The following is a 17,905-nucleotide window of genomic DNA, read 5'->3' as shown; positions in this document are numbered from 1 at the left end:
GTTACATTCCGAACCCGGAAGCTAAGCCTTACAGCGCCGATGGTACTGCAGGGGGGACCCTGTGGGAGAGTAGGACGCCGCCGAACAATCATTGACAGAGCTGGTCCCCGAATTTCGGTTCGGGGACCAGCTCTTTTTTGTTGTGCGTCACTCGGCGTTCACGTTGCGCGACCAGGATCCGCGGTATGGGTACCGTTGGAATGCTCAAGGCCGCAGGTGTCGGCGCCGGTGACGAGGTGGTCGTGCCGGCGTTCGGGAACCCCGAGGTCGCCCAGGCCGTGAACCTGACAGGGGCAGTTCCGGTCTTCGCGGACATAGACCCGCTGTCGTACTGCCTGGACGCGGTGGCAGTCGAGGCCGCGGTGACCTCTCGGACGGTGGCGGTCGTCGCCGTGCACCGCTTCGGCCGGTCGGCGGACATCCCGGCACTGCACCAAGTCGGGCAACGGCACAGCCTGTTGGTACTGGAACAAGGCGAGTCCGAGGCGCCATACAGCGAGGTCGGAGCACGCAGGGAACGGGCCGCGTACCTCAGCGCCAAACTGAAGGGCGTACGGACGCCGGACGGATGCGACGGACACACCTTCCAGCAGTACGTCGTACGCGTGCCGGGCAATGGGCGGCCGGACCGGGACGCATTCGCGCGGGCCATACGGGCCAAGGGAGTTGAGTGCAGTGTGCCGGTGAAGACACCGGTGCACCGGCTGCCTGGATTCCGGCAGGACATATGTCTGCCGGAGACCGAGCGAGCCGCCGACGAGACGCTCGCGTTGCCCATCGGCGGAGACCTGTCGCGGCGCGAACTGCACCGATTGGTATCGGCCTGCAACGCGCTCGGCGGACTGCTGCAGCCGGCGTTCTGACGACGGTCGCCGAGCCCAGGAACCTCGTTTGGGAGCACGGCTCTGTTCGGGGTATGATCTATTCCGTTGCCGCGAGGGAAACCTCGAAAAGTGACAGGCCCCTATAGCTCAGTCGGCAGAGCGTCTCCATGGTAAGGAGAAGGTCAACGGTTCGATTCCGTTTGGGGGCTCAGCCAGAAGGCCCCGCCCATGAGGGCGGGGCCTTTCTCATGCCCGCTCGGATCGCGGCCCGGTCAGTCCCTGGGCAGGCCCGGTACGCGCATCGCCAGAATGGCCATGTCGTCCGACGGGGCGTCCGAAGCGAAGCGTTCGACCGCGCGCATCACACGGGCCGCCACGGCGCCGGCCGTGAGGCCCGTACAGGTCGTGAGGACCTCGGTGAGGCCGTCATCGCCCAACATGCGAGTGCCCTCGCGGCGTTCGGTGACACCGTCCGTCACGCAGAGGAGGACGTCACCGGGATCCAGGGTGACCGTCTGCTCGTACAGTTCGAGGTCCTCCATGACGCCCAGGAGGGGCTGCGGCTCGGCGGCAGGCTCGACCGTGCCGTCCTGGCGCAGGCGCAGCGGCAGCGGATGGCCGGCGCAGACGACCTTCAGGACGGCGCTGCCGTCCTCCTGGGGCCACAACTCGCCGTAGAGAAGGGTCAGAAAGCGGCTGCGGGCACCCTCGTCGATGATCGCCGAGTTGAGGCGCTCCAGGACCGCGGGACCGCCGTAGCCCTCGCGGGCCAGCAGGCGCAGTGCGTGGCGGGCCAGGCCGGTGACGGCGGCGGCCTCCGGGCCCGTACCGCAGACGTCGCCGATGGCGAATCCGTACGCGCCGTCGCGGATGGGGAAGAGGTCGTAGAAGTCGCCGCCCACCTCGTTGCCCTCGCCGGCCGCGCGGTAGATGACCTCGACCTCGACGCCCTCGATGTCGGGAAGCTCCGGCGGGAGCAGGCTGCGCTGGAGGGACTGGCTGATGGCCACGCGCTCCGAATACAGACGGGCGTTGTCCAGAGCCAGGGCCGCCCTGCGGGACAGGTCCTCGGCGAGTTCGAGGACCTCCTGGCGGAAGTGCTCGTCCGTGGGCTTGCCGAGCGTCAGCATGCCGATGACGCGGTTGCGGGCCACCAGAGGCAGTACGACCGTCTCGCCGCCCACCGCCGAGGCCGTCGCCAGGGTCGTGCCGATGCCGGAGCTGACCGTGGCCGGCTCGCCGAGACCCAGACTGCGCATGGAGGTGCGCAGGGCCGCCCGGTGGCCGGCTTCGGCGGGAGCCGTCCAGACACGGGCGCCCGGGGTGGGGATCGGCTCGGGCGGCGGGATCTTGGAGAGCAGGGCCTTGAGACCGTCGATGAGGTCCTCGTCCTCGTGGAGGACATAGGAGAGGTACGGGTCCGATGCCTGGTCGGCGATCGTGTAGACCGCGCACCAGGTGGCGAGGGTCGGGATCGTCATCTGGGCCATCAGAGCCAGGGTCTGGTCGCGGTCCAGGGTGCCCGCGAGGAGATCGGAGGCCTCGACGAGGAACGACAGGGAGCCGCGGCGCAGGCGCTCCAGCTCGCCCAGGCGGGCCGACTCGACGGCGAGGGCGATCCGGTCGGCGGCGAACTGGAGACGCAGGGCCTCCTCGTTGGAGTAGCGGCCCGCGGCCTCGGCGGCGACGCCCAGAGAGCCGGTGAGGCGGCCCTCGACCTTGAGGGGGACTGTGACGACCGAGCGCATGCCCGTGCCGCTGAGCAGCGGCACGGCACCGGGGACGGCCGCGAGGTCGTCGTGGACGGCGGGCATGCGGGCCGAGCCGTAGCGGCCGGGACCGGCCTCCACCGGGACGCGGGCGAAACGCTGGCGGGCCGAGGGGAGGCCGGTGGAGGCCCGCACCTCCAGCTCGGTCTCGTCGTCGGTGGCGAGCAGCAGGAACGCGGAGTCGCCGTCGAGCATGTCGCGGGCCCGCTCCACCGTGCGCTGGAGGAGACCGTCGAGATCGTCCGGCGCGGGGGAGCCGATGAACACCTCGAACGGGTCCGCGGCCTGGCCGCCCTCGCCGGAGCCGGTCGAGTCGCCGGCCGGGACGCGGACCGGGGTCTGCAGGACGGCGCGCTCGTCGTCCCGTACGAGAAGGCAGACCGTCGAGGGTTCGCCGGCCGCGTCGCGCACCCGGAGGTGGGAGGCGTAGACCGGCGTCACCCGGCCGTTGGCGCCGCGGATGCCGTAACTGCCCTCCCAGCGGGAGAGTTGGAGGGCCTCCGCGACCCCCGTGCTCGTGCCGGGGGTGTGCGGCCAGGCGGCGAGGTCGGTCAGGGGCTTGCCGATCACCTGATCGGGGGCGTACCCGAAGAGTTCCTCTGCGTCCTCGTTCCACGCGTTGATCGCGCCCGTCCGGTCGATCTGGACGACGGCGACGCGAACCCGGCCGTCGGCGAGGGGCAGCAGATCGGCGGGCAGGGAAGGGCCGGCGGTGCGGGTGCCCACGGGGCGGTCGGGGAGGGCGAGTTGGAACCAGACCTGCTTGTGGGTGGGGGTGTACTCGACGCCCCAGCGGCCGGCCAACGCCGCGCACAACTGGAGGCCGCGGCCGCCCTCGCGGTCGGGGCTGCCCATGTTGACGGGGCTGGACTGGAGAGGGATCTCCCGCTCCGGATATCTGTCGGAGACCTCGATGCGTACGCCGTCCTCCGAGCGCAGACACAGCACGTCGGCGGAGGTGCCCGCGTGGACGACCGCGTTGGTGACCAGTTCGCTGGTGAGGACCACCGCGTCGTCGACGATGTCCGCGAATCCCCAGCCCTGGAGGGTGTCGCGGACGAACGAGCGGGCGGTCGCGACGGATCGCGAGACGGGCTCGAAACTGGCGGCCGCGCGCGCGGTGATCACAGAACTCCTTGTCCGGTTCTCGTCGTACGAGGACTCGCGACCGACCTCCTGCCGAGGCAGAAGCTGATCATCCGTCGGCCTGGGGTCCCGGGGGGCTTCCCCGGGATGCAGTCCGGTGGTCATGGTGCGGCCGCCCCTCCGATGCCTGCCCGCTCGTGCTTGTGCGCCACCGCCCAGGCCGGACGGGACCGGCATGGCTGGACAGCCGCATGCAAGGTTACTTACCTTCGCCGTCCATGCGGATGCCGGTCGTCTGTGTTTCCGCCCGGAGGTGTGCGGACCGTGTGCGAAGCTGCCGAACTGTTATGGCCTGGTTCAGCCGGGGTGAAACACTGGGCAGGCTTCCAGGAGAAGGCCGCTTCGGACCGCGTCCTGCCAGGTGCGCCGGGGACTGGTGTCCGGCTCATCGAGCAGACGTATCAGAGTACGAAGTAGTACGAGTGGTACGAGCAGTGCGAAGCGCCCGAGTACGGCGCAGTACGTCCAGCAGGAACGGTCGACCCTTGCGGGAGGGACACAGTGGAGTCTGGCGCAGCGACGCGAGGCACTAAGGCGCGCGCGAAAGGCGGACAGTCCCTGAACAAGCAGCGCAAACCGCGCAACGGGACCACCACCGTGGACACGGCTGCCCTGGATCGGCTGTTGACGGCGCTGGAGGCGATGCGGGACGGCAACTTCCGCAAGCGGCTCACCGTCTCGGGTGACGGAGTCATGGCCGAGATCGCCGCCGTGTTCAACGAGGTGGCGGACCGGAATCTGCATCTGACCGGCGAGTTGTCGCGGGTGCGGCGGATGGTCGGGCGTGAGGGGAAGCTCACCGAGCGGCTGGAGACGGGCGCCAGTGAGGGGTCCTGGGCGGCCGCGATCGACGCGTCGAACGCGCTGGTCGACGACCTCGTACGGCCGGTCTCCGAGGTCAGCCGGGTGTTGTCGGCCGTCGCCGAGGGTGATCTGTCGCCGCGCATGGAGCTGCGGACGCACGCGCCGGACGGGAGCGGGCACCCGCTGCGCGGGGAGTTCCTGAAGGTCGGGCGGACGGTCAACAACCTGGTCGACCAGCTGTCGACGTTCACCGACGAGGTCACCCGCGTGGCCAGTGAGGTGGGCACGGAGGGCAAGCTGGGCGGGCAGGCCCGGGTGCGCGGGATGTCCGGTTCCTGGAAGGACCTGACCGAGTCCGTCAACACCATGGCGCACCGGCTCACCGCGCAGGTGAGGGACATCGCGCTGGTGACGACCGCGGTCGCCAAGGGTGATCTGTCGCGGAAGGTCACGGTCCATGTCGCCGGCGAGATGCTGGAGCTGAAGGAGACCGTCAACACGATGGTCGACCAGCTCTCCGCGTTCTCCTCGGAGGTGACGCGCGTCGCCCGTGAGGTGGGTACGGAGGGCCAGCTCGGCGGCCAGGCCGAGGTGCCGGGCGTGGCCGGGGTGTGGAAGGAACTCACCGATTCGGTGAACACCATGGCCGGCAATCTGACGGCGCAGGTGCGGGGGATCGCCCAGGTGACGACGGCCGTCGCCAACGGTGACCTGTCGCAGAAGGTGACCGTCCCGGCGCGTGGCGAGGTCGCCAAGCTCGCCGAGACGATCAACCAGATGACCGAGACGCTGCGGATCTTCGCCGACGAGGTCACCCGCGTGGCCAACGAGGTCGGTGCCGAGGGGCGCCTCGGCGGCCAGGCCCAGGTGCCGGGCGCGGCGGGTACCTGGAAGGACCTCACCGACTCGGTCAACACGGTCTTCCGGAACCTGACCATCCAGGTGCGGGACATCGCGGCCGTCACCACGGCCGTGGCCAACGGTGACCTCTCGCAGAAGGTCACCGTGGACGTGGCCGGCGAGATGCTGGAACTGAAGAACACCGTCAACGGGATGGTCGACCAGCTGTCCTACTTCGGCGCCGAGGTCACCCGGGTGGCCAACGAGGTGGGGGCCGAGGGCCGGCTGGGCGGTCAGGCGAAGGTGCCGGGCGCGGCCGGTACGTGGAAGGACCTCACGGACTCCGTCAACACCGCGTTCCGGAATCTCACCGGACAGGTGAGGAACATCGCGGCGGTCACGACGGCCGTGGCCAACGGTGACCTCTCGCAGAAGGTCACCGTCGACGTCGCGGGCGAGATGCTCGAACTGAAGAACACCGTGAACACGATGGTGGACCAGCTGTCGTCGTTCGCCGACCAGGTGACCCGGATGGCCCGTGACGTGGGCACCGAGGGCCGCCTCGGCGGGCAGGCCCGCGTGGACGGTGTGTCGGGCACCTGGAAGGAGCTCACCGACTCCGTCAACTCGATGGCCGGGAACCTCACCTCTCAGGTGCGCAACATCGCGCAGGTGACGACGGCCGTGGCCCGCGGTGACCTCTCGCAGAAGATCGACGTCGACGCGCGCGGCGAGATCCTGGAGCTGAAGAACACCATCAACACGATGGTGGACCAGCTGTCGTCGTTCGCCGACCAGGTGACCCGGGTCGCCCGGGACGTGGGTACCGAGGGGCGCCTGGGCGGTCAGGCACACGTGCCCGGTGTCGCCGGTGTGTGGCGCGACCTCACCGAGTCCGTGAACGGCATGGCCGGCAACCTGACCGGCCAGGTCCGCAACATCGCCCAGGTCGCCACGGCGGTCGCCCGCGGTGACCTCTCCCAGAAGATCACCGTGGACGCGCGCGGCGAGATCCTGGAGCTGAAGAACACGCTGAACACGATGGTGGACCAGCTGTCGTCGTTCGCGGAGGAGGTCACCAGGGTCGCCCGTGAGGTGGGTACGGAGGGCCAGCTCGGCGGTCAGGCCGAGGTGCAGGGCGTCTCCGGCACCTGGAAGGACCTCACCCAGTCGGTGAACTTCATGGCGAACAACCTGACCATCCAGGTGCGCCAGATCGCCGAGGTCACGACCGCGGTCGCCAAGGGCGACCTGTCGAAGAAGATCACCGTCGACGCCAAGGGCGAGATCCTCGAACTCGTCACCACGGTGAACACGATGGTGGACCAGCTGTCGTCGTTCGCCGAGCAGGTGACCCGGGTGGCCCGCGAGGTGGGCACCGAGGGCATCCTCGGCGGCCAGGCCCACGTGCCGGGCGTCACCGGCATCTGGAAGGACCTCAGCGGCAATGTGAACCTGATGGCCAAGAACCTGACCATGCAGGTGCGGAACATCTCCCAGGTCGCCGCGGCCGTCGCCAACGGCGACCTCACCCGTACGGTGACGATCGAGGCGCGCGGCGAGGTCGCGCAGCTCGCCGACACCTTCAACAGCATGGTCAAGACGCTGAGCTCCTTCGCGGACCAGGTCACCAAGGTGGCCCGCGAGGTGGGCACGGACGGCATCCTCGGCGGGCAGGCGCACGTACCGGGTGTGGCGGGCACGTGGAAGGACCTCACCGAGTCCGTGAACTCGATGGCGTCCAACCTGACCGGTCAGGTCCGCAACATCGCCATGGTCACGACCGCCATCGCCAAGGGCGACCTCACCAAGAAGATCGACATCGACGCGCGCGGCGAGATCCTGGAGCTGAAGACCACCATCAACACGATGGTGGACCAGCTGTCGTCCTTCGCCGAGGAGGTCACCCGGGTGGCCCGCGAGGTGGGCACTGAGGGGCAGCTGGGCGGTCTGGCGCGGGTGCGGGACGTCGACGGCACCTGGCGGGACCTCACCGAGTCGGTGAACGAGATGGCCGGGAACCTCACCCGGCAGGTACGCGCCATCGCGCGCGTGGCCACCGCGGTGACCCGTGGCGACCTGAATCTCAAGATCGACGTGGACGCGTCGGGCGAGATCAAGGAGCTGCAGGACTACATCAACAAGATGATCGCCAACCTGCGCGACACCACGATCGCCAACCAGGAGCAGGACTGGCTCAAGGGCAACCTCGCCCGGATCTCGGCCCTGATGCAGGGCCGCCGGGACCTGGACGACGTGGCCTCGCTGATCATGAGCGAGCTGACCCCGGTGGTCTCCGCGCAGCACGGCGCGTTCTTCCTGGCGATGCCGCTGGTCGACGGCAAGGACCTGGGCCCGGACAACGACGACCAGTACGAGCTGCGCATGCTCGGCTCGTACGGCTACTCGATGGGCTCCATGCCGACGTCGTTCCGGCCGGGTGAGGCGCTGGTCGGGACGGCAGCGCAGGAGAAGCGCACCATCCTGGTGGAGGACGCGCCCAGCGGTTATCTGAAGATCTCCTCCGGGCTGGGCGAGGCGCCTCCGGCGCAGGTCATCGTGTTGCCGGTGCTCTTCGAGGGGACCGTGCTCGGGGTGATCGAGCTCGCTTCGTTCACGCCGTTCACGCAGATCCAGAAGGACTTCCTCAACCAGATCGCCGAGATGATCGCGACGAGCGTCAACACCATCTCCGTCAACACCAAGACAGAGGTTCTGCTGAAGCAGTCCCAGGAGCTGACCGAGCAACTGCGCGAGCGCTCGGACGAGTTGGAGAACCGGCAGAAGGCACTCCAGGCGTCCAACGCCGAACTGGAGGAGAAGGCCGAGCTGCTGGCCCGGCAGAACCGCGACATCGAGGTCAAGAACACCGAGATCGAGGAGGCGCGGCAGGTCCTGGAGGAGCGTGCCGAGCAGCTCGCCGTCTCGATGCGCTACAAGAGCGAGTTCCTGGCGAACATGTCGCACGAGCTGCGCACGCCGCTCAACTCGCTGCTGATCCTCGCCAAGCTGCTCGCCGACAACGCCGAGTCGAACCTGACGCCCAAGCAGGTCGAGTTCGCCGAGACGATCCACGGGGCGGGCTCCGACCTGCTGCAGCTGATCAACGACATCCTGGACCTGTCGAAGGTCGAGGCGGGCAAGATGGACGTCTCGCCGACCCGGATCGCGCTCGTCCAGCTCGTCGACTACGTGGAGGCCACCTTCCGGCCGCTGACCGCCGAGAAGGGCCTCGACTTCTCCGTGCGCGTCTCGCCGGAGCTGCCGGCCACGCTGCACACGGACGAACAGCGGCTGCTGCAGGTGCTGCGGAACCTGCTGTCGAACGCGGTGAAGTTCACCGACTCCGGGGCCGTGGAGCTGGTCATCCGGCCGGCCGGCGCGGATGTGCCGGTGGCCATCAGGGAGCAGCTGCTGGAGGCGGGCTCGCTGAGCGACCCGGACGCCGACATGATCGCGTTCTCGGTGACGGACACCGGGATCGGTATCGCGGCCGGCAAGATGCGGGTGATCTTCGAGGCGTTCAAGCAGGCCGACGGCACCACGAGCCGGAAGTACGGCGGTACGGGTCTGGGGCTGTCCATCTCGCGGGAGATCGCCCGGCTGCTGGGCGGCGAGATCTACGCCCAGAGCGAGCCCGGACGCGGCTCCACCTTCACCCTCTATCTGCCGCTGCACCCGAGCGAGCTGCCTCCGCAGGGGTATGCGAACAACGGGCCGTCGTCGCTGGAGGCCGGGGAGCTGCTGGCCTCCGAGGCCGAGCTCGGGGAGGCCGCGGAGACGCCGGCCGAGGTGAAGTCGTACCACGAGACGCAGAACGGGGCCGCCGCGCACTTCAGGCGGCGCCGCAGGGCCGTGTCGGCCGGTTCCTCGTCCGCCGCGCCCGGCCAGGGCGACGGGCAGGCACAGGAGCACTGGGCGCAGGAGGCGGCGCCCCAGGTGCGCCGTGCCGCCCGGTTCGACGGCGAGAAGGTGCTGATCGTCGACGACGACATCCGCAACGTCTTCGCGCTCACCAGCGTCCTGGAGCAGCACGGCCTGTCGGTGCTGTACGCGGAGAACGGCCGTGAGGGCATCGAGGTCCTGGAACAGCACGACGATGTGACAGTCGTCCTGATGGACATCATGATGCCGGAGATGGACGGGTACGCGACGACCACGGCGATCCGTCGGATGCCTCAGTTCGCGGGGCTGCCGATCATCGCGTTGACGGCGAAGGCGATGAAGGGCGACCGGGAGAAGGCGATCGACTCCGGAGCCTCCGACTATGTGACGAAGCCGGTCGATCCGGATCATCTGCTGTCGGTCATGGAGCAATGGATGCGGGGTGAGTGACGGGGCGGGCACCGGGCGGTCACAACCGGATGGGCGGGAAGCCCAGTTGCTGACGGAGTGTGGCCGAGGCCGTGTAGAAACGCGGGAATCGGGGAACCTTTTGGTCCCCTGCCGCGTTTCTGCTACGAGCACAGTGACATCACGGTGACAGGGTGTGGCGACAGGTGGGGTGCGGCTACGATGACCGGCACAAGGACGGGCGGCGCAAGGGAGTCGTCCCCTGGGGTGACGCCCGGCGGTGTCACCCCGGATCCTGAGGACTGGGGAGGCCCCAAGCCGGGGCGAGGAGGGCGGGCCATGGTGCAGAAGGCCAAGATCCTCCTGGTCGATGACCGGCCGGAGAATCTGTTGGCGCTGGAGGCCATCCTCTCCGCGCTCGATCAGACGCTGGTGCGGGCATCGTCCGGGGAGGAAGCGCTCAAGGCGCTGCTGACGGACGACTTCGCGGTCATTCTGCTGGACGTCCAGATGCCGGGCATGGACGGATTCGAGACGGCCGCGCACATCAAGCGGCGTGAGCGGACGCGGGACATCCCGATCATCTTCCTCACCGCCATCAACCACGGTCCGCACCACACCTTCCGGGGGTACGCGGCGGGCGCGGTCGACTACATCTCCAAGCCGTTCGACCCGTGGGTGCTGCGTGCGAAGGTGTCCGTCTTCGTCGAGCTGTACATGAAGAACTGCCAGCTCAGGGAGCAGGCGGCGCTGCTGCGGCTTCAGTTGGAGGGCGGCGGGAAGGGCGCGGCGGGCGGCTCGAAGGAGCCCTCCGGCGGCATCCTCGCCGAACTCTCGGCACGGCTCGCCGCCGTGGAGGAGCAGGCGGAGGCCCTCTCCAAGCAACTGGACGACGACTCGGCGGACGCGGCGGCGGTGGCGACCGCGGCCCATCTCGAACGCAAACTCACCGGGCTGCGCAGGGCACTGGACGCCCTGGAGCCGGGCGCGGGCGGACCCGCCTCGGTGCCCTCGCCGAACTGAGCGGGGTCCCGCTGCCGGAGTGAACGGGTCCCCAAGTCGCGGAAGCGGCCGGGGACCTGGCGGAGTTGTGTTCTGACGGCACCTGGACTGAGAGGTCGTCAGGGTCCGTCAGTTCTGGGGCTGCGGGAGGGCGACACGAACGGGTGAAGCGGTAGGCACACGTGTCGGCTGCGGCCTCCACCGGTAACCTCACACTCATGGCCTCACGTCAGTCCGCTGCGAAGAAGTCGCCCGCGAAGAAGGCGGCCGCTCCGACGAAGGCTCCGGCGAAGAAGGCCCCCGCGAAGAAAGCCGCCGCCAGGAAGGCACCCGCCAAGAAGGCGGCGGCGAAGAAGACGGCCCCTCCGAAGCCGGCGCCCAGTCCGACAGGGGGCGTGTACAGGCTCGTACGCGCCGTCTGGCTCGGTGCCGCGCACGCCGTCGGCGCCGTCTTCCGCGGGATAGGGCAGGGCGCGAAGAACCTCGACCCGGCGCACCGCAAGGACGGCGTCGCGCTGCTGCTGCTCGCCCTGGCCCTGATCGTCGCCGCCGGTACCTGGTCCCATCTGCGCGGTCCCGTCGGCGACCTGGTCGAGATGCTCGTGACCGGTGCCTTCGGCCGGCTCGACCTGCTCGTACCGATACTGCTCACGATCATCGCCGTACGGTTCATCCGGCACCCCGAGAAGCCCGAAGCCAACGGGCGCATCGTCATCGGCCTGTCCGCGCTCGTCATCGGGGTGCTCGGACAGGTCCACATCGCCTGCGGCTCACCCGCCCGCAGCGCCGGCATGCAGCCCATAAGGGACGCCGGCGGGCTCATCGGATGGGGCACGGCCACCCCGCTGACGTACACCATGGGCGAGGCGCTCGCCGTGGCCATGCTCGTGCTGCTCACCGTCTTCGGGCTCCTCGTCGTCACCGCGACGCCGGTCAACGCGATCCCGCAGCGGCTGCGGCTCCTCGGGCAGAAGCTGGGCATCGTCGAGGCCGACGTGGACGAGGCGTACGGCGACGACGACGCGCGCTATGACGAGCAGTGGCGCGAAGCGCTCCCCGCGCGCTCCCGCAAGGGCGGATCCGCCCCCCAGCCGTACGACCCGGACGGTGCCGAGCAGGAGGCCCTCTCCAGGCGCCGCCCCCGGCGCTCCGCGGTGCGGCAGCCCGACCCGGACCGGCCGATGGACGCCGTGGACGTCGCCGCCGCGGCGGCCGCCGCCCTCGACGGAGCCGTGCTCCACGGGATGCCGCCCTCGCCGGTGGTCGCCGACCTCACCCAGGGCGTGAGCGCGGGGGACCGCGAGGAGACCACGCCGGTACCCGCCGCGCGCACCAGGACGCCCGAGCAGGAATCCCCGGCAGGCAGGACGGCCAAGGCCCGGCAGCAGGAATCCCTGGTGCCGGACCTCACCAAGAAGGCCCCCGACGAGCCGCGCGACCTGCCGGCGCGCGCCGAGCAGCTCCGGCTCTCCGGCGACATCACCTACGCGCTGCCCTCGCTCGACCTGCTGGAGCGGGGTGGCCCCGGCAAGACCCGCAGTGCCGCCAACGACGCCGTCGTCGCCTCGCTCACCAACGTCTTCACCGAGTTCAAGGTCGACGCCTCCGTCACCGGCTTCACCCGCGGGCCGACGGTCACCCGCTACGAGGTCGAGCTCGGCCCCGCCGTGAAGGTCGAGCGGATCACCGCGCTGACGAAGAACATCGCGTACGCCGTCGCCAGCCCGGACGTACGGATCATCAGCCCGATCCCCGGCAAGTCGGCGGTCGGCATCGAGATCCCCAACACCGACCGCGAGATGGTCAACCTCGGCGACGTCCTGCGCCTCGCGGACGCGGCCGAGGACGATCACCCGATGCTGGTGGCGCTCGGCAAGGACGTCGAGGGCGGCTATGTGATGGCCAACCTGGCGAAGATGCCGCATGTGCTGGTCGCGGGCGCGACCGGCTCGGGCAAGTCGTCGTGCATCAACTGCCTGATCACTTCGATCATGGTCCGTGCGACCCCCGAGGACGTGCGGATGGTCCTCGTCGACCCCAAGCGCGTCGAGCTGACCGCGTACGAGGGCATCCCGCACCTCATCACGCCGATCATCACCAACCCCAAGCGGGCCGCCGAGGCCCTCCAGTGGGTCGTACGCGAGATGGACCTGCGCTACGACGACCTCGCCGCCTTCGGCTTCCGGCACATCGACGACTTCAACGAGGCCATCAGGAACGGCAAGGTCAAGCTGCCCGAGGGCAGCGAGCGCGAGCTCCAGCCGTACCCGTACCTGCTGGTCATCGTCGACGAGCTGGCCGACCTGATGATGGTCGCGCCGAGGGACGTCGAGGACGCGATCGTGCGCATCACACAGTTGGCCCGTGCGGCCGGCATCCATCTGGTGCTGGCCACGCAGCGGCCGTCGGTCGACGTGGTCACCGGTCTCATCAAGGCCAACGTGCCGTCACGGCTCGCCTTCGCCACCTCGTCGCTCGCCGACTCGCGCGTCATCCTCGACCAGCCCGGCGCCGAGAAGCTCATCGGCAAGGGTGACGGGCTGTTCCTCCCGATGGGTGCGAACAAACCCACCCGTATGCAGGGCGCGTTCGTGACCGAGGACGAGGTCGCCGCGGTCGTCCAGCACTGCAAGGACCAGATGGCGCCCGTCTTCCGCGACGACGTCACCGTGGGCGCCAAGCAGAAGAAGGAGATCGACGAGGAGATCGGCGACGACCTCGACCTGCTGTGCCAGGCGGCCGAACTCGTCGTCTCCACGCAGTTCGGCTCGACCTCCATGCTCCAGCGCAAGCTGCGCGTCGGCTTCGCCAAGGCCGGACGGCTGATGGACCTCATGGAGTCGCGCGGCGTCGTCGGACCGAGCGAGGGCTCCAAGGCGCGTGACGTTCTCGTGAAACCCGACGAGCTGGACGGAGTGCTGGCGGTCATCAGGGGGGAAACTGGGGACTAAGGGTTGTCCCGTAATTCCCGGCGGGCGCGCGACGCCGGCTACGGCACCTCGCCGCGCTGTCGGAACGTCCGCATACATCCAGTATGCGGACGCTCCTCCGCCGTGCGATGCGCCGCATCCGACGCCGCGCGCTGATCCACCGGGAATTGCGGGACAACCCTTGGGGGGCCGTTCGGGAAGGCCTCCGGGCGGGTGGAACACGTGGGGAGCACGGGTGGACTTACGGCATCCGGGTATTCGAACGTGACCCAGCCGTAAGGAAATAGTGAGCAACCGTTTCCCCTCGGCGTACGTCAAGTTGGAGGAGGGGAAAGTCCCGTGCCCCACCCTCGTCACCAGCAGGATGACCGGCCATTCTGATGGCGTACAAAGTCCCACCGCCCGGTTGCCCCACCCTTTCGTACCCCCCCTAGACTGAACCTCCAGCACAGGTGGCTACACGCTCGAAAGGCGCCCCCGTGTCCATCGGCAACTCCCCTGACGGCAACTTCCCCGAAGACGAGCGTCCGTTCGAAATCGACCGAGATGAACGCGCGGCGGAACGGCCCTCGATCGGCCATGCCCTCCGGCAGGCGCGTATCGCGGCCGGGCTGACCGTCGACGACGTCAGCAACGCCACCCGGGTGCGCATCGTCATCGTGCAGGCGATCGAAAAGGACGACTTCGCCCCCTGTGGCGGCGACGTCTACGCGCGCGGTCACATCCGCTCGATCGCGCGCGCGGTACGCATCGACCCCGGCCCGCTGCTCGCCCAGTACGACGAGGCGCACGGCGGGCGTCCCGCGCCGACCCCGGCGGCACCCCTGTTCGAGGCGGAACGCATCAGGCCGGAGCGCCGCGGCCCCAACTGGACCGCCGCCATGGTCGCCGCGATCGTCGTGGTGATCGGCTTCGTCGGCTTCACCGCGTTCGACGGCGGGCAGGACGACGACGCCTCCTCCCAGGCGGTCGAGGGCTCCACGGCCACCGCGGGCAAGTCCCCCTCGCCCACGCCCAAGGCCGACAAGCCCGAGGCCGACCCCAAGCCGGAGCCGACCGACAGCGCCATCGCGGCCGCACCCCGCGACAAGGTCACCGTCCGGGTCACGGCCTCCGACGGCCGCAGCTGGATCTCCGCCAAGGACCACAGCGGCCAGCTGCTGTGGGACGGCCTCCTCCAGCAGGGCCAGTCCAAGACCTTCCAGGACAGCTCCAAGATCGACCTCGTCCTCGGCGACGCCGGGGCCGTTCAGCTCTACGTCAACGGCAAGAAGCTCAAGGACGACTTCCGTCCCGGCCAGGTCGAACGTCTGACCTACACGAAGGGCGACCCGGAGGTCGGCTGACCTCCGGACCGCCCGGATGAGCCGTACAGTCCGCCCGCCGGACCTCGTCCGCACGGCACAGAAGAGGCACGGGGAAACGTACGCACGGGGTTGGCCAAGATCGGCCAACCCCGTCGACGTGGGCCGTCAGTGGGACGAAGTAGTCTTGAGCCCATGCCTGAACGCCGTACCGTCGCACTCGTCACTCTTGGCTGCGCCCGTAACGAGGTGGACTCGGAGGAGCTCGCAGGCCGCTTGGAGGCGGACGGCTGGGAGCTCGTCGAGGACGCCGAGGACGCGGACGTCGCGGTCGTCAACACCTGCGGCTTCGTCGAAGCCGCCAAGAAGGACTCCGTCGACGCGCTCCTGGAGGCCAACGACCTCAAGGGCCACGGCAGAACCCAGGCCGTCGTGGCGGTGGGCTGCATGGCCGAGCGGTACGGCAAGGAGCTGGCGGAGGCCCTGCCCGAGGCCGACGGCGTGCTCGGTTTCGACGACTACGCGGACATCTCCGACCGCCTCCAGACCATCCTGAGCGGCGGTGTCCACGCCTCGCACACCCCGCGCGACCGCCGCAAGCTGCTGCCCATCAGCCCGGCCGAGCGCCAGGAGACGGCGGCCGAGGTCGCGCTCCCCGGGCACGCTTCCGCCGACCTTCCGGAGGGACTGGCTCCGGCCTCCGGCCCCCGCGCACCGCTGCGCCGCCGGCTCGACGGTGCGCCCGTCGCCTCCGTGAAGCTGGCCTCCGGCTGCGACCGCCGCTGCTCCTTCTGCGCCATCCCGTCCTTCCGTGGCTCCTTCATCTCCCGCCGCCCCTCGGACGTGCTCAACGAGACCCGCTGGCTGGCCGAGCAGGGCGTCAAGGAGATCATGCTGGTCTCCGAGAACAACACCTCGTACGGCAAGGACCTCGGCGACATCCGGCTGCTGGAGTCGCTGCTGCCCGAGCTCGCCGAGGTCGACGGCATCGAGCGCGTACGCGTGAGCTACCTCCAGCCCGCCGAGATGCGGCCCGGCCTCATCGACGTGCTCACCTCCACCCCCAAGGTCGCGCCCTACTTCGACCTGTCCTTCCAGCACTCCGCGCCCGCCGTGCTGCGCTCGATGCGCCGCTTCGGCGACACCGACCGCTTCCTGGAACTGCTCGACACCATCCGCGGCAAAGCCCCCGAGGCCGGTGTCCGGTCCAACTTCATCGTCGGCTTCCCCGGTGAGACCGAGGACGACCTCGCGGAGCTGGAGCGCTTCCTGAACGGCGCGCGGCTGGACGCCATCGGTGTCTTCGGATACTCCGACGAGGAGGGCACCGAAGCGGCCGGCTACGACAACAAGCTCGACGAGGACGTGGTGGCCGAGCGGCTCGCCCGCGTCTCCCGGCTGGCCGAGGAACTGGTCTCGCAGCGCGCCGAGGAGCGCGTCGGGCAGACGGTGCGCGTCCTTGTCGAGTCGGTCGACGGCGACGAGGGTGCCTACGGCCGCGCCGCCCACCAGGCGCCCGAGACGGACGGCCAGGTGCTGTTCACGAACGGCGAGAACCTGACGGTCGGCCTTATGGTCGACGCGAAGGTGGTCGGCACCGAAGGCGTCGACCTGGTGGCCGAGGTGCTTCCGGGCTCCCTCGCGTGTACTGAGGAGGCGGCCAGATGACGGGAGTCCCGGCATCCGCGGCGGGCGGCTCCTCCGGCGCCAAGAGCGCCCCGAGTGCCTCCGGCGCTCCCGGCGCCCCGAGCGCTCCCGGAGACGCCAGGCCCGTGCGTGGCGGGAAGCTCGGCGCTGCCGCCGTCAACCAGGCCAGCCTCTGGAACATCGCGAACATCCTGACCATGGTCCGCCTGGTCCTCGTGCCCGGGTTCGTCGTGCTGATGCTCATGGACGGCGGCTACGACCCCGTGTGGCGCGCCTGGGCCTGGGCCGCCTTCGCCGTCGCCATGATCACCGACATCTTCGACGGTCATCTGGCCCGGACCTACAACCTCGTCACCGACTTCGGGAAGATCGCCGACCCCATCGCCGACAAGGCGATCATGGGCGCGGCGCTGATCTGCCTGTCGTACCTCGGCGATCTGCCCTGGTGGGTGACGGCGGTGATCCTCGGCCGCGAACTGGGGATCACCCTGCTGCGCTTCGTCGTCATCCGCTACGGCGTCATCCCGGCGAGCCGCGGCGGCAAGCTGAAGACCCTGGCCCAGGGCACCGCCGTCGGAATGTACGTCCTGGTTCTGGAGGGCCCGCTGGCCACCCTGAGGTTCTGGGTGATGGCCGTGGCGGTCATTCTCACCGTCGTCACCGGAATCGACTATGTGAGACAGGCCATTGTGCTGCGCCGACGCGGAATCGCCGAGCGCCAGGCGGCGGCGGAGGGAGCGGAACGTTGACGTCCACAGCCGCTGACGTGCTGCGACTACTGAAGGTGAGGGGCGAGACGCTCGCCGTCGCCGAGTCGCTCACCGGCGGTCTGGTCGCGGCCGCGATCACGGACGTCCCCGGCGCCTCCCAGGCCTTCCGGGGCTCGGTCACCGCCTACGCGACAGAGGTCAAGCACCAGCTGCTGGGCGTCGACGCCACCCTGCTGGACCAGCACGGGGCGGTGGATCCGCAGGTCGCGGCCCAGATGGCGGACGGCGTACGCAAGGCGCTCGGCGCCGACTGGGGAATTTCGACCACCGGGGTCGCGGGCCCCGACCCCCAGGACGGACAGCCCGTCGGCACGGTCCATGTGGCCGTCGCCGGCCCTCTCGGCGCGGATTCGGGCGCATTCGGTGGCGGGAAAGTGGTGTCGTTGAGGTTGAACGGCGGCCGGGCGGAAATTCGTATGGAGAGTGTACGGAGCGTGCTCGCACTCCTCCTCCAGGAGCTCGCGAGCGAACAGACCGGGAATGAGCGGGCACAGGATACGGAACAGAACGGGGGGACTTGATGTTTGCAGCCCTGAGTGAACACAACAGCGCTCCCCGCACGGCCGCAGCGCGAGG

At 69.5% G+C, this 17,905-nt stretch carries 9 protein-coding genes, 1 tRNA gene and 1 rRNA gene; 10 read left to right on the top strand and 1 reads right to left on the bottom strand.

Annotation, left to right across the window (positions count from 1 at the left end):
- The 3 genes from rrf to AC067N_RS17745 form a co-directional block, all read left to right on the top strand.
- Positions 1–86: ribosomal RNA gene (rrf, locus tag AC067N_RS17755) — 5S ribosomal RNA — on the top strand; the annotation flags it as partial.
- Between the two features lie 114 nt (positions 87–200).
- Positions 201–863: a DegT/DnrJ/EryC1/StrS family aminotransferase gene (locus AC067N_RS17750; protein WP_478679814.1), complete on the top strand. Its 663-nt coding sequence runs from the start codon at positions 201–203 to the stop codon at positions 861–863.
- Between the two features lie 97 nt (positions 864–960).
- A tRNA-Thr gene (locus AC067N_RS17745) sits at positions 961–1,033 on the top strand.
- Positions 1,034–1,096: 63 nt separating this feature from the next.
- Here the strand turns inward: AC067N_RS17745 and AC067N_RS17740 are convergent.
- Complete coding sequence (locus AC067N_RS17740; protein WP_478679804.1) at positions 1,097–3,844, bottom strand: SpoIIE family protein phosphatase; 2,748 nt, start codon at positions 3,842–3,844, stop codon at positions 1,097–1,099.
- A 396-nt stretch (positions 3,845–4,240) separates the two neighbouring features.
- On the opposite strand from AC067N_RS17740, the gene AC067N_RS17735 reads away from it, so the two are divergent.
- The 7 genes from AC067N_RS17735 to AC067N_RS17705 all read left to right on the top strand — a co-directional run bounded on the left by AC067N_RS17735 (position 4,241) and on the right by AC067N_RS17705 (position 17,850).
- On the top strand, positions 4,241–9,718 hold the full coding sequence (locus AC067N_RS17735; RefSeq protein WP_478679803.1) for a HAMP domain-containing protein: 5,478 nt from the start codon (positions 4,241–4,243) through the stop codon (positions 9,716–9,718).
- Positions 9,719–10,015: 297 nt separating this feature from the next.
- Positions 10,016–10,699, top strand: a complete 684-nt coding sequence (locus tag AC067N_RS17730) for a response regulator (RefSeq protein WP_478679802.1) — start codon at positions 10,016–10,018, stop codon at positions 10,697–10,699.
- A gap of 197 nt (positions 10,700–10,896) precedes the next feature.
- Positions 10,897–13,629: an FtsK/SpoIIIE family DNA translocase gene (locus tag AC067N_RS17725; protein WP_478679801.1), complete on the top strand. Its 2,733-nt coding sequence runs from the start codon at positions 10,897–10,899 to the stop codon at positions 13,627–13,629.
- A gap of 458 nt (positions 13,630–14,087) precedes the next feature.
- Positions 14,088–14,954, top strand: coding sequence for a helix-turn-helix domain-containing protein (locus AC067N_RS17720; protein ID WP_478679800.1), 867 nt, complete (start codon positions 14,088–14,090; stop codon positions 14,952–14,954).
- A gap of 153 nt (positions 14,955–15,107) precedes the next feature.
- Positions 15,108–16,580, top strand: coding sequence for a 30S ribosomal protein S12 methylthiotransferase RimO (gene rimO, locus AC067N_RS17715; protein WP_478679799.1), 1,473 nt, complete (start codon positions 15,108–15,110; stop codon positions 16,578–16,580).
- Positions 16,577–17,308: a CDP-diacylglycerol--glycerol-3-phosphate 3-phosphatidyltransferase gene (gene pgsA, locus AC067N_RS17710; protein WP_478679798.1), complete on the top strand. Its 732-nt coding sequence runs from the start codon at positions 16,577–16,579 to the stop codon at positions 17,306–17,308. Before rimO ends, pgsA begins: the two co-directional genes overlap by 4 nt.
- Positions 17,305–17,850, top strand: coding sequence for a CinA family protein (locus AC067N_RS17705; RefSeq protein ID WP_478679797.1), 546 nt, complete (start codon positions 17,305–17,307; stop codon positions 17,848–17,850). The genes pgsA and AC067N_RS17705 overlap by 4 nt, the downstream gene beginning before the upstream one ends.
- Positions 17,851–17,905 lie beyond the last annotated feature (55 nt).

The sequence above is a fragment of the Streptomyces sp. NPDC042364 genome, from assembly GCF_056437585.1.
This window is presented reverse-complemented; position numbering and strand designations above follow the sequence as displayed.